13 protein-coding genes and 1 pseudogene are annotated in these 13,359 nt (G+C 58.3%); 4 read left to right on the plus strand and 10 right to left on the minus strand.

Going from position 1 to position 13,359, the window contains the following annotated elements; genetic code table 11:
* From EV281_RS16995 to EV281_RS17005, 3 genes are all read left to right on the plus strand, one after another.
* A partial coding sequence (locus tag EV281_RS16995; protein ID WP_132654390.1) for a DUF4082 domain-containing protein occupies positions 1-327 on the plus strand: 327 nt, incomplete at its 5' end.
* A 101-nt stretch (positions 328-428) separates the two neighbouring features.
* Complete coding sequence (locus EV281_RS17000) at positions 429-1,610, plus strand: GTP-binding protein (protein WP_132655401.1); 1,182 nt, start codon at positions 429-431, stop codon at positions 1,608-1,610.
* A 316-nt stretch (positions 1,611-1,926) separates the two neighbouring features.
* On the plus strand, positions 1,927-3,372 hold the full coding sequence (locus EV281_RS17005) for a right-handed parallel beta-helix repeat-containing protein (RefSeq protein WP_132655403.1): 1,446 nt from the start codon (positions 1,927-1,929) through the stop codon (positions 3,370-3,372).
* 249 nt (positions 3,373-3,621) lie between these two features.
* On the opposite strand, the gene EV281_RS17010 is transcribed toward EV281_RS17005, so the two are convergent.
* From EV281_RS17010 to EV281_RS31665, 7 genes and pseudogenes are all read right to left on the minus strand, one after another.
* The gene (locus EV281_RS17010) at positions 3,622-3,876 is read right to left on the minus strand and encodes a hypothetical protein (protein WP_132654392.1); all 255 of its coding nucleotides are present in this window, start codon (positions 3,874-3,876) and stop codon (positions 3,622-3,624) included.
* Positions 3,877-3,968: 92 nt separating this feature from the next.
* On the minus strand, positions 3,969-4,688 hold the full coding sequence (locus tag EV281_RS17015) for a TfuA-like protein (RefSeq protein ID WP_132654394.1): 720 nt from the start codon (positions 4,686-4,688) through the stop codon (positions 3,969-3,971).
* Entirely contained in the window at positions 4,685-5,839 is a 1,155-nt protein-coding gene (locus EV281_RS17020) for a YcaO-like family protein (RefSeq protein ID WP_165911929.1), read from the minus strand. Before EV281_RS17020 ends, EV281_RS17015 begins: the two co-directional genes overlap by 4 nt.
* Positions 5,840-5,887: 48 nt before the next feature.
* Positions 5,888-6,106: a hypothetical protein gene (locus tag EV281_RS17025; protein ID WP_132654398.1), complete on the minus strand. Its 219-nt coding sequence runs from the start codon at positions 6,104-6,106 to the stop codon at positions 5,888-5,890.
* A gap of 10 nt (positions 6,107-6,116) precedes the next feature.
* The gene (locus EV281_RS17030; protein WP_132654400.1) at positions 6,117-7,958 is read right to left on the minus strand and encodes a peptide antibiotic resistance protein; all 1,842 of its coding nucleotides are present in this window, start codon (positions 7,956-7,958) and stop codon (positions 6,117-6,119) included.
* 9 nt (positions 7,959-7,967) lie between these two features.
* Positions 7,968-8,402, minus strand: a complete 435-nt coding sequence (locus tag EV281_RS17035; protein WP_132655405.1) for a helix-turn-helix transcriptional regulator — start codon at positions 8,400-8,402, stop codon at positions 7,968-7,970.
* 223 nt (positions 8,403-8,625) lie between these two features.
* Positions 8,626-8,748 (minus strand): annotated as a pseudogene (locus EV281_RS31665) (class II aldolase/adducin family protein); the annotation flags it as partial.
* Positions 8,749-8,970: 222 nt separating this feature from the next.
* Here EV281_RS31665 and EV281_RS17045 point away from each other — a divergent pair.
* Complete coding sequence (locus tag EV281_RS17045) at positions 8,971-10,254, plus strand: cystathionine gamma-synthase family protein (RefSeq protein ID WP_132654402.1); 1,284 nt, start codon at positions 8,971-8,973, stop codon at positions 10,252-10,254.
* Positions 10,255-10,334: 80 nt separating this feature from the next.
* Here the strand turns inward: EV281_RS17045 and EV281_RS17050 are convergent, their stop codons facing one another.
* From EV281_RS17050 to EV281_RS17060, 3 genes are all read right to left on the minus strand, one after another.
* Positions 10,335-11,456: a Gfo/Idh/MocA family oxidoreductase gene (locus EV281_RS17050; RefSeq protein ID WP_132654404.1), complete on the minus strand. Its 1,122-nt coding sequence runs from the start codon at positions 11,454-11,456 to the stop codon at positions 10,335-10,337.
* Positions 11,457-11,467: 11 nt separating this feature from the next.
* Positions 11,468-12,253, minus strand: a complete 786-nt coding sequence (locus tag EV281_RS17055) for a ThuA domain-containing protein (protein ID WP_132654406.1) — start codon at positions 12,251-12,253, stop codon at positions 11,468-11,470.
* A 74-nt stretch (positions 12,254-12,327) separates the two neighbouring features.
* Complete coding sequence (locus EV281_RS17060; RefSeq protein ID WP_132654408.1) at positions 12,328-13,356, minus strand: ABC transporter ATP-binding protein; 1,029 nt, start codon at positions 13,354-13,356, stop codon at positions 12,328-12,330.
* Between the last annotated feature and the right edge of the window lie 3 nt (positions 13,357-13,359).

Genomic DNA, 13,359 nt, shown 5'->3' on the forward strand with positions numbered 1-13,359 from the left:
ACAGGCACCAAGCTTGCCAGCGCCACCTTCACCAACACCACGGCAAGCGGCTGGCAGACGGTCAATTTTACAACGCCCGTCACTATCGCCGCCAACACCACCTATGTCGCCTCCTACCACACCACCGGTACCTATGTGGCGACCGATGGCTTCTTCACCAACGGTGTGAGCAACGGGCCGCTGTCGGCACTATCCAGTGCGGCTGCCGGTGGCAACGGCGTCTATTCCTATGGAGGATCCGCCACCACAGGTCTCTTCCCGACCAGCACATTCGATTCAGCGAACTATTATGCCGATGTGGTCTTCCGGCCGCAGCTTGCCGCATGAAGCATCGGAGGAGGGCGGGAACGGGTTTGAATGAGGCTCATAGGATGCAACTCCCGGCCGTCGCGACGGTCGCTGCGAATGTCCCTAATCGAGGGGTGCCGCTGAACAGGGAGCGCCTGCCGGTGACGGTGCTTGCCGGTTTTCTCGGCGCTGGCAAGACGACGCTTCTCAGTCACATCCTGAACAATCGTCAGGGCCTGCGGGTTGCCGTCATCGTCAACGACATGAGTGACGTGAACATTGACGCCAGTCTCATTCGAGACGGCGGTTGTAATCTGTCACACACGACGGAGGCGTTGGTTGAGCTCAGCAATGGCTGCATATGCTGCACCCTTCGCAATGATCTGCTGACGGAAGTGCGGCGACTGGCCGAAGAGGGGCGATACGACTATCTGCTGATCGAAGGAACTGGCATTGCCGAGCCACGCCCCATTGCGGCAACCTTTTCCTTCCGCGACGAGAACGGTGTTTCGCTTTCTGATTTTGCCAAACTGGACACGATGGTCACCCTAGTCGACGCGGCGAGCCTGTTGGCCGACTACAGCAGCGCTGATCTGCTTGCAGACCGCGGCCTGCAGCGGGATGGTGAGGATCGGCGCACCCTTATCGACCTGCTGGTCGACCAGATCGAGTTTGCCGATGTTATCGTGATCAACAAGATCTCGGACGTGAGCGAAGAGATGCGCGCCGAAGTCCGCAAGACAGTTGCCGCACTCAATCCGGATGCGCGTCAGGTGGAGACCGATTTCGGCAACGTTTCTCTGGCAGCCGTCCTCAATACGGATCTCTTCGATGAAGCAAAGGCTGCGGCGCATCCCTTGTGGCACAAGGAGCTCTATAGTCCCGGCGAACATGTTCCGGAGACGGAGGAATACGGGATATCGAGCTTCGTCTATCGGACGAGACGACCGTTCGACCCGATGCGGTTTCGGGCATTCCTGGACAGGCCCTGGCCGGGAGTGTTGCGTGCCAAGGGCCATTTCTGGCTTGCTACGCGCCCGCGTCACGTAGGCTTGATGTCGGCTGCAGGCATACAACGGCGCTGCGAACCGATGGGGCTCTGGTGGGCCGCCGTTCCCCGGCAGGACTGGCCGAGTCATGAGCAGTTCCTGCAACATCTCCAGAGCAGATGGGACAGCGCCTGGGGGGATCGTCGGCAGGAGCTCGTGTTCATCGGCATGGACATGGACGAGACAGGCATCCGGATCGCATTGGAAGCCTGTCTGGCCAGTGCGAATCCGCGCGACTGGTCCGTTCTCGAAGATCCGTTTCCGGCCTGGTAACGAGGGGCGGCGTTGCAATGGTCGTGCCATCAACGCACTGCGGAGGCCACACACTGTCCACTCTCGCGACAGTGTCTGGCTGACGACGCAATCGACTCGATCGCCCTGCCGTCGGCCTGGCCTGGAAACGCCATGATGTGGCGTAACCGGACGGCCACCACCTCGGCCCACTCAACCACAGAGGGTGTTTTTCTATCAGCTTAATGCCGCTGCAATTACAACACGAAAGCGCCTCATTGGCGTGGCATTGGCCCCACCATATCTGATCCGTTCAATCACAGCCGGACCCAAGGGCTGCGCGAAAGGCAAGGGCGCAATGACGATTTATTATGTAAATTCCGCAACAGGATCCAACACCAACACTGGCACAAGCGAAAATTCCGCTTTTGCGAGCTTGTCCAAGGTAGAGTCCTTGAGACTGCAGCCCGGCGATAGCGTGCTTCTTGCTGCTGGAAGCGTTTTTAACGAGCAATTTGATATCAAATATTCCGGCACCGCAGCTGCTCCGATCACGATTGGCAGTTACGGGGTGGGCGAAGCGCCTGTTATCCACAGCAGTGCCGGTAATGGCATTGCCAGCCAAAATACGTCGAACATCGTTATCGAGAACATAAAGATCGCCGATACTGCAGGCACCGCCATCTGGGCGAGCAATGTCTCGAACTGGACGGTCAACAACGTCGATGTTGAACATACAGGACTGTCGGGTGCCGCCGGCTCCGTCTTCTTCAGGACCGGTCAGAATATCACGATCGAAAACAGCAGGATCAGCGACGTCAACAGTGACGGCATGTGGATCGAAAAGATCAACGGCGTCAACCTCATCAACAACACCGTCACCAATGCCCATGGAAAGACGGCTGATGCCGTTCAGCTGGACCACAGCAGCAACGTTCTCATCAGCGGCAATACCTTCGACCAGACAAATGCCACCAGTCCGAAGGGTGTCCTGGTGCTCGGCACGGTTCAAAATGCCGTCGTCGAAAACAATGCGCTGCTCGGTGGCGGCTTTGGGATCAGTGCGCAGGCCGGCACGAATATAGATATCCACGGCAATGATATCTCCGGATATGGCGGCTATAGCTGGTCCTACGCTATCGGTTTCGGCGATGAGGGTGATACGCGGAACTACACAATATCGGACAACCATATCCATAATGGTGTCTGGGGTGTTTCGGTCAGCGCTGCCAGTACCCTGCCCTATGTTCGCGAAGGGATCGATATTTACGGGAACACATTCGACCATCTGTCTAACGCGGCACTGAAAGTCGACAGGCCTGCCTCAGGCTCTTTCCATGACAATCTCATTGCTAGCGATGTGACGCCAACCTACATATCTCCGACGATCGTGGCCTCAAACACGTTTACCGTCAGCGATAACCAGACGTTTGATGCGACCCAAGCCCAGCCCGCGCACACACTTGCTGCTGACGCCACGCATACTCTCGCAGACCCGGCGGCCGCCTCCACCCACGACAGCGTGAAGATGTCGTCGGACAAGGCCGACGGAAATCACAAGGATGTTGCCCATAACGGCGACGATGCCTTCCACTTTCGTCACTTTGCGAGCAACAATTCTGACGCACACGGTCTGAATTCGACCCATGGCGATTACGACAACGCGAGCAGAGCCATTGATCCCTCAGGTCCTGATGCCGGCGGCAGCGAACCTTCGCACCATCATATCCCTGACGTGGCATGGCACCATATCGACTCCCACGCGCATAACGCCCACTTCGATGGGGACGGCCTGCTGATCTGACAATATCCGGAGATTATCGACCTGGAGATAAATCGTACCTGATCGAGGCCATGAACGAGCCGGAGGTCTACATCCGAGCGGGAGAACCGAATCCTGTTTCGACAAATATCATGGCGGGTCCTGGAGTGCCCGCCATGATGGGCGCCTGCAAAGCGCATCTCGAAATTGTTCAGATCCTGCCTTTCGGCTGATCGCATCTGCCAGCTCTCGTCTTGCATCGGATGACAACTGAGCCAGCCGCAGTGCCGATCAATGCAGCTCGATATTCACGTCTGCGAGCAGCGGTTCCAGACCGGCAAGATCTGCATCCGTCGCCCTGCGCAGCTCCCGGGTAACCGCCGTCAATGCAAGGTCGAGAGATTGGGCGCCGAGTTCGATCTTCAAATCTTCCGCCAGCGCTCTTGCATAGGTGATCATGCGAGCCAAAGCCACCAACTCGTCAAGATCATCCGTGGCGGCTGCCGCTAATGCTTGCTTACGCATTCCCGAACCTATGACTGACATATCCATCTCCAGATTACGGAGATGACCATAAGGACAGTTCGGTACTAAAGTGCGTGAAAAACGCGTGAAACACGTCATGGCTGCAAGTCGTCTTAAGATTTTGAGCGGGCTAGTTGTTCTGTCCAAAGCGCGGTTTTCCGGAACTCCCAATGGCGATTTTTGGGCACGCGCTGGTTATCTGCGCCGTCAACAGCTTCGAGAAGCGCCAAGGCATCGGTTCGCTTTTGATCGATTGCATGGGTCTTCAGCATACCCAGCCAATACTGCTTTTGCGATTCCGATATTGCCGCACATGCCTCAACAATGAGGGCCCAGCTTCTTTTCTTGAAGAAGAGGTTGGCAGCTGTTTGTTCGAGAGCGCGGCGAAATGCTCTATCGAGGAGCTGTAGCCGTTCCATCTCGTCCAGGGTGCTTCTCACATTGACCATCGGCACGGTCAACGCTCTGCCGCCCAACTCCCTTGGTTCGTGCAGAAGCGCAACATCGGAGTCGTCGACGATTGTTCCACTGGCATAATCGTTGAATATCCGGCCAACACCGATCATGCCAAACGCGGAGCACTCGGCGGCACGCAAGGCGCCCATGCTGGCGGCGCCGAGGACCGTGACATCGAGGGAGAGAGCAAAAAGGATCTCCTTGTGCCAAACCGGTGCGGTATGTTCAAAGCCGCCGTCAACCAGGCCTATGACGCTGGCGCCATCCTCCACCGCCCTTAAAACATCTCCCTGAACGGCGGGCGGACGGAGAACGATGTCTCCTGAAATGTGGCTTGCCGCATCCGGTAAGCTCGGGCCGATGAAGATCACCTTCACGCGCGCATTGCCTTTGCAAGGGCACGTTTGCCGAAGCGATGGAGCCTGTTGCCTGCCGGATTCTCGAGATCGGGGATGAATATCTTCACCACCGAAAATGGCAGGTCCGTCGACGTGAGAGGCAGGGCGATAACCGAACTGATGCCACTGGCGCGAAGTCTGGCCAGCAATTCACTCAACAGCGTCGACACAGTGCCGGCCGGCCTTCGGATGGCGGCTGCAGATACGAGGGCAGGGGTGGCAAGAAAGGCGCTGCGGGTCTGTGCCGGTAGAGGCGCCGTGAACAGTTCGGGCCAGACATCGTCCCGGGCGCCGCTGATATAGGTCAGTCTCGACTGAAGCGCTTCCGTCACGGCGCGGATTGCCGCCCGCACGGCCCAGGGATGAGCGCCGCTTCCTCCGGTGACCTCGACGAACCGAAGCGGCGCTTTGCTGTTGACCGCTGGTGGGGCGACGAGCGCGGCATAGCAGGGAATGCCGATATCGCTGGTGACGTCGAACAGTTTCACGACAAGTCCGGCTGTCTCGATCCTGTCGATCAAGCCTGCAAGCGCGGCGTCGGCAAAACTTCTCGGATCGACACAGCATGCATCGCGCTTGTCGTCGCTGACGATTTGCCAAAGGACGTAGGCATCGCGCTCGATCCGCTCCAGGATGCCATGAAATACTGCCTCCTCGAGGGTGTTGCCAGCGGCAAGTCCATCCGACGACATCCAGAACCGATTATGCCTCGTTCGGTCGAGGAGGGCGGCATCCTGCGGGACATGGATCGGCTGGTCGTGCAGCAGTTCGGTTGCCATGCTCCAGGCCAACTCCTCATCTTCCCCCACGACTTGCTCACCGCTTGCGGTGAGACAATCGAGCGGTTCGACACGACCGCGGCGTCTTAGGTCTCGTGCCGAGGAAACCGTTGTTATGGTAATGGGTTCGCCCGCCACGGCGCGTTCCAGCGCCTCCATCGCCGCCGATACCTTCGCGTCGATGTCATCAAGTCCTTTGCCTTGTGCGATGACAATGGAGCGGGAGTTTGGCGTATATGCGCACCAGACCGGAACACCGACACAATCGAGATCCGTCTGTCGCGACAGGCGCGTGATACCCATTGCCTCTAAATAGGGAACGATGCGGGACAATGTGTCTCGCGGCGCGATTGTTCGATCAGAATAAGGATTGAGATGAGCGATCAGCGTCGCTGTCCTTCAACCGTCCACATGGCCGGAGAAGACCACCTGCGCCGATGAGACGGCGACTGCAAAATCGACATTCTTGATGAATGTGCCGCCGGCATCGCGCTGCTGGACGGCTGTCGCCAGATCACCGCTGGCAGGCACCTGCAGCGGTGTCACGGTCCTTGCGTCGATATCCACCAGCCAAAGTCCGTTATCGCCCGACAGGCCCAGTACAACAACTTTTGCCATAACTTCTCCTTTAGGTTCTTGAAAATCCCGCCTTGAAAAGACCGTCCCGATAAAGTTCTTTTTGCCATTGCTCCTTGAAGGGCACCAAGGCGAGCCATTTCTCGACCTCGAAAGCAGGATTGAGCGCTTCGGCGCGTTGCCGATAAAACTGCGCCCGTTTTCGATCGCCGATCATCGCATAGCTGGCCGCCGCGATGCGGTATGCGGGAGCTTTGTCCTTCATTCGATCGACATAGGCAAGCGCCTCCTCGTAGCGCTCGAGGAAGTAGCTCGCTCCGGCCGCGCACCAGAGGTAGGCGTCGGGTGCGATCGGATTGAGCGAGATCGCTTTCTTGATCTTCTCCAGCGCGTCTTGCGGTCGCGACGCGTGGACCAGCGTGTCCGCATGGCTATAGATGACGTCGGCATAATGCGGGCTGAGGCCTTCCGCGAGTTCAAGCGCTGCAACACTTTCATCGACGGCACCCTGGTAAAGCTTCGTTACACCCAGTTCGCGATGACCGGCTGCCGATTCTAAATCCGTCTCTATCGCCCGAAGCGCCTGATCCTCGGCAAGCTTCAGAAGGGCGGGATCGCCTTGCGTGGTCAATAGCCACTCGCTGGTGAATGTTCGCGACAGGCCTGTGAAAGCGGGGGCGTAATCCGGATAAAATTGCAATGAGCGCTTGAAGTATTTCCGCGCGCGCCGGATATCCGGCAGGCTGAACTTGGTCAGGAAGCCGGCGCCGACGAGATAGGAATGATAGGCTTGTGGGTCGGCTTCGTTGCGGAGACGAATGCTTTCGTTCCGCTTTAGTTGTCCCGAGACGGCGTCGGCCAGTTTATGGGCGATCAAGCGCCTTTGCGTCGGCAGCGTTTCGACCGCCATTTCGAACCGGGCTGCCCACAAGATCTCGTCGGTCGGAAAATAGATGAGCTGTGCATAAAGCCCCTCTCCGGAAAGGCGTGTATCCAGGAGGTAGGAAATCGAATGCCGCTCCACGATGGCAGCCTTGTCGGAATCACGGCGGATTTGCTCGGCTGTATGGGGTGCGACAACAGATATGTTGCGCAGGGCGCAGAGCTCGATCGTAACATCCTCGATAAGAGCGTCGGCAATTGTCGCCTGCTGCGTGAGGGCCGGGGCGCCTGGAGGCAACAAAACAAGCCGCGGCGCAGGTGTTGCGGGCATGATTTGCGGTAAGGTGCCGTCTTGTTGCTCGGCGATGCGACCGCTGGCGATTGCCACAGATCCTGTCGCCTGCAGGCGGCGCTGCGAATGATCATCTGCCGTTCCGCGAAGGATCGAGCGAATCTGCTCGTCACCGGGAAAGGTTTCAAGGAGTTGAAGTCCCGAGCGGCGCAGAAGGCGGCGTTCCTCATCGTCGCGAATATGATCTGCAGCCTTGATGAAAATATCCCTGAGAGTGAGCACCTGCAGCTGCCGTTCGCGCTCGATCCATCCATCGATTGCCTTGGTCGATGCGCTGAGGCCGGGAATGAAGCCGCGTTGCACAAGGTCGCTGACTGCCCCCAGCCGTGCCACCGGCGGCTTCTCCGTGCGCAATATGTCGAGATCAACCGATATGGCGTTCTTGTTCAGGCGGACGAAAGGCGGCCCGAAATTCAGGATCTCTTCCTCGAATGGGGTTGTTGTTTCGCGAATGCGTGAAATCAGCTTCCGCAGATTGAGATCGGAAAGATGATCTCCGCTCTCGTTCCACAAGAACCGTGCGAGTTCCTGCCGGCTGCGCTGATGATCCGGCGAGCAATACAGATAGGCCAGCATCACCAGAGCCTTGACTGGATAACGAATCGGCGCACCAAGGCCGTCTGTCAGTCGCAACTCGCCAAAGGTCTGGAGATGAAGCACGAAAATTCCTCAGGCGCTGGCCTCTGGATGGACGACATCATCAATGTCAGAACTCGTGCTCTTGGCAAGACTCTTGGCCAAGGCAATGAGCTTCTGTCGAATCTCGGGGCTCTCGATCGCCATGAACGCGCGATTGAGCGCCTGCGCATCCTTCGACATTAAAAAGGCATTCACATCATCGCGGCCGTTGCTGACAAGGCTGTAGGTGGTTGGCTCCGTGTCATTTTCGAAGAAGAATTGAACGGGTACGCCCAATATTTTGGCGATCGTCTGAAGCCGGCCGGCGCCAATGCGATTAGTGCCTTTTTCATATTTCTGGATCTGCTGGAAGGTGACGCCAATCCGCTCGGCAAGCCCGACCTGCGATAGCCCGAGAAGCTTGCGGCGCGCTCGTACTCTGCTGCCGACATAGGTATCGATCGATGTAGGCGATTTGGCCTTCATGGCTGGAACCTCCGGTCGCGGATGATCATTGCGAGGTTTGTGCCAAAATGCAACCGAAAGTAATATAATAATTTCGCGACTGGCGCATTCGGCTTTTACGCCGAGCCGGAGCGCTTGACGGGCAATCGTCGATCTCAAACGATGTTGACACATCAGGATCATGCAAGATCGAAGCTTGCTTCCAGCTCACGGATGTTCTCGCTACTAAGTCTGTTCGCCGCCATCCCTGTGTAAGAATGAGCAGCTTGGCCGTTTCCTCCAGCTCTTCTGCCTCAAACACCGCACTCTCCAGCGAGCTTCCAGTAACGACAGGTCCGTGGTTTGCGAGGAGAACTGCCCTATGACGAGGTTGTGCCAACCTGGTCGCTCACTTTTCTAATCAACCACTGCCGTCACAGGTCGCTTAATGAGAAGGTTGCGGCTGGGGCGTCTCTGTTGCCTGTCGTTCAATCCGATAAATTTGCTTAGTCATTCGCAAGGGGTGTTTTTCTGCCGCTGCGGCGCTCCAGATATTAGCGAGGCGCCGGCATATCGATGCCGGCAAGCCGCTCATTGAGGGAGACGATCCATGACTGCACCGCATCCTCCAAGAACCCACATCGGCAATCATGCCCTGCATCCGGAAACCCAGATGCTGAACTATGGCTATGACCCGGAACTCTCCGAAGGCGCGGTCAAGCCGCCCGTCTTCCTGACGTCGACGTTCGTATTCAACTCAGCCGAAGATGGTCGCGATTTCTTCGATTACGTCTCGGGTCGGAAGGAGCCGCCGGAAGGCAAGGGTGCGGGCCTCGTCTATTCACGATTCAACCATCCAAACAGTGAGATCGTCGAAGATCGTCTGGCGGTATACGAGCAGGCCGAGAGCGGCGCGGTATTTTCATCGGGGATGTCAGCCATTGCGACGTTCCTGCTTGCCTTCGTCCGTCCGGGAGATGCGATCCTCCACTCACAGCCGCTCTATGGCGGGACGGAAACATTGCTTGCGAAGACCTTCCTCAATCTCGGCGTTTCCGCTGTCGGTTTTGCTGACGGCGTCAGCGAAGTCTCGGTAAAAGCTGCAGCCGAGGAGGCGATGGCCAAAGGCCGTGTCTCGGTCATCCTCGTCGAGACGCCCGCAAACCCGACCAACAGCCTCGTCGACCTCGCGATGATCCGGCGGATTGCCGATGCTATCGGTGAGAAGCAAGGTCACAGGCCTGTTGTCGCCTGCGATAATACGTTGCTCGGTCCGGTATTCCAGCGCCCGATCAAGCACGGCGCGGACGTTTCCCTTTATTCCCTGACCAAATATGTCGGCGGTCATTCGGATCTGATCGCCGGAGCAGCACTCGGCAGTCGGCCACTCATCAAGCAGGTAAAGGCGCTTCGCGGCGCAATCGGCACGCAGCTCGATCCGCATTCATGCTGGATGCTCGGGCGTTCACTCGAAACGCTGCAGATCCGCATGGAGCGGGCAGACAGCAATGCCAAGGCGGTGGCCGATTTCTTAAGGCAGCATCCCAAGGTCGAGACGATCCACTACCTGCCATACAACGATCCCGATTCCGCTGTTGGCAGAACGTTCGCGGCCCAGTGCAGCGGCGCTGGTTCGACATTCTCCTTCGATATCAAGGGTGGTCAACCGGCCTCGTTCCTGTTTCTGAACACGTTGAAAATCTTCAAGCTCGCCGTCAGCCTCGGCGGAACGGAATCCCTGGCATCGCATCCGGCAACGATGACGCATTCGGGCGTGCCGGCCGAGGTGCGCCAGCGCATCGGTGTTCTCGATGCAACGATCAGGCTGTCGATCGGCATCGAACATCCAGACGACCTCATTGCCGATCTCACCCTTGCACTCGATGCAGCGTAGCGGCAGCGATGCTTAAACGGCATGAGCTTTGAACTCAAAGAGGGCCCGGTCACCCGGGCCTTCGATATTTCACCATGCCGTCAAACGACGAGAGCCAGCGTCGGCCCCTGATCGTCGGTCTTGTTTTCCTGCTCCTGGGCGGGCGGCCTGTCGGAGGCCAGCAGGTTGAGCTCCCGGCGTTCTTTCTCCGAGACGATCGCGAGGTCGATGACCTTCTGCAGGTTGGCGGCATGCCGGAAGTTGGGATCGTCCTGCTTGCCGGTTCTCACTGCTTCGGCGAAGCGCTGGTAGTTGGTGAGCACTGGCGGCACGTCTATGCCGCGCCAGACGGCGTTTTCGATGTCGTCGCCGAAGCAGCCGCGAAGATCGGAGCCGTCTGGGCGGTGGATGACCTCGAGGCTGCCCTTCTCGCCATAGATGCGCAGCTTCAGCTCGTTCAGGTGGCCGGTCGCCCAGCGGCTGGCATGAATGACGCCGAGCGCACCGTTGGCAAAATCGACCGACATGGTGAAGCTGTCATTGGCGTCGAGCATATACTCGCCGATCTGGCCGCCCGGCGCCTTGTTGAAGGTCTTGAGCCGTGCAAAGACATGATCGATGTCGGTTGCGGCGCCGTAGGCTGCGAAATCGAGGATATGGATGCCGACATCGCCGAGCACCCCGTTCGAACCGTGACCAGTAGACAAACGCCACAACCAGCGCGACTCCGTGCGCCAGTCGCCCCAGGCGCGCGAAACGAGCCAGCTCTGCAGATAGGAGGCTTCAACATGCTTGATCGTACCGAGTTCGCCCGCCAGCACCATCTCGCGGGCGCGCTGCAGCGGTGCGACATTGCGATAGGTGAGGTTCACCATATTGATGACACCAGCGGCTTCGGCAGCTTCGGTCATCTCCAGCGCGTGCCCGTAATTCTCCGCCAATGGCTTTTCGCAGAACACATGCTTACCGGCGGCAATCAGTGCGAGGCTGGTCGGGTGGTGGATACGGTCGGGTGTTACATTCGTCGCCGCATCGAAGTCACCCCAGGCGATCGCTTCATCCAGGGTGCTAAACCGTTTTTCGATATTGAAATGATCGGCAAACTCATCGAGCCGTGTCCGATCGGTATCGACGGCGCCGACGACTTCCACACCATCGATGGCAAGGAAGTTGGCAACCTGGTTTCTGGCCATGACGCCCGTGCCGAGAACGAGTAGACGCATTGCTAATCTCCTCAGCGGTAACCGGCTTCGCCGGCCTGATGCAGCCTGGGACCACGTTCGACGATCGGCTCCAGGGCTTTTTCTACCGGCACATTCGGCGCATCGGTGATGCTCTTCAGATCGCCGTGTGGGTTATAGGCCCACTTCACGCCATTGATCAGCACCTTCTGCACGTTGGAATCGTGATAGGTCGGATAGGTCTCATGGCCGGGGCGGAAATAGAAGATGTTGCCCGCACCACGCCGCCAGGTCAGGCCCGAACGGAAGACTTCACCGCCCTGGAACCAGGAGATGAACACCGTTTCCAGCGGCTCCGGCACGGAGAACTGCTCGCCGTACATTTCCTCGTTTTCCAGAACGAAGTTTTCTCCAAGGCCGGCGGCAATCGGATGGCGCTGGTTGATGGTCCATAGACGCTCGCGTTCACCCGCCTCGCGCCACTTCAGCGCACAGGGCGTGCCCATCAGCCGTTTGAAGATTTTGGAGAAATGGCCGGAATGCAGCACGAGCAGGCCCATGCCTTCCCAGACACGCTTGGCGACACGCTCGACGACGACGTCGGACACTGCGCCATGGTCCTTGTGACCCCACCAGGTCAGGACATCGGTCTCGGCAAGCCGGGCTTCGCTCAGGCCGTGTTCCGGCTCCTGCAGCGTTGCGGTCGTGGCCGAAATGGCCGGATCGGTATTCAGCGCCTTGGCGATCGTCGTGTGCATGCCTTCGGGATAGATGCCTCGGACGATCTCATTGGTTGTCTCATGGATGTTCTCACCCCAGACGACGGTGCGGATAGACAAGTTTCTGCTCCTTCATAGCAAATGGCGGACCGGAACCGATGGGAGGCGGTCAGATCCTGTTTATATGATGGTGGTCAGGCTGCGCCCTTGAAAGGTATCCTCTCGAGTGCACGCCCGGATTGGTCGAAACGATGAATGCGATCCCTGGCCGGCGATACGCCCAGTTGCTGGCCGGGCTGGTGGCCCGATACGCCACTTTCCCGAACGACGAGAGGTTCGCCTGAGCCGATGTCGAGATAGACGAATGTGTCCGACCCAAGGATCTCTGAATGGATAACGGTGCCGCTCCAGACAGGTTCCTGATCCGTGAACTCGATATGCTCTGCTCTGACCCCGATGGTGTGGGCATGATGGGGCGCCGCGAAAGGTCCGGAGAGGAAGTTCATTTTCGGCGAGCCGATGAAGCCTGCGACGAAGATCGAGTTCGGCGTCTCATAGAGCTCGATCGGTGTCCCGACCTGTTCGACGACACCGTCGCGAAGCACACAGATGCGGTCGGCCAAAGTCATCGCCTCGACCTGGTCGTGGGTGACATAAATCATCGTCGTGTCATGCATGCTGCGGTGAAGCTTGGCGATCTCCAGCCGCGTCGCGACACGCAGGGCCGCGTCGAGGTTAGACAATGGTTCGTCGAACAGGAAGACCCGCGGGTCACGAACGATGGCACGGCCGATCGCCACACGCTGACGCTGGCCGCCCGAAAGCTGGCGCGGCAGGCGCTCCAGATAGGACGAGAGCTGCAGCATGCCGGCCGCCTGTTCGACGCGCGCCTTGCATTCTTCTCTGCTCCGACCGGAGAGCTTCATGCCGAAGGCCATGTTTTCGAAGACGGTCATATGCGGGTAGAGCGCATAGGACTGAAAAACCATCGCGATACCGCGCTTGGAGGGGGACAGCCGATTGACGGGTTCGCCGTCGAAGGAGAGCGTGCCTGACGTGATGTCCTCCAGTCCGGAAATCAGTCGCAGCAGGGTGGACTTGCCGCAGCCGGAGGGACCGACGAAGACCATGAATTCGCCTTTGCGAATGTCCAGGGTCACACCTTTGATCACTTCGAATGCACCGAAGCTCTTGCGGATATTGTCTAATCTGATCCTTGCCATATC

Source organism: Rhizobium sp. BK418, from assembly GCF_004341105.1.
Classification (GTDB): Bacteria; Pseudomonadota; Alphaproteobacteria; order Rhizobiales; family Rhizobiaceae; genus Rhizobium.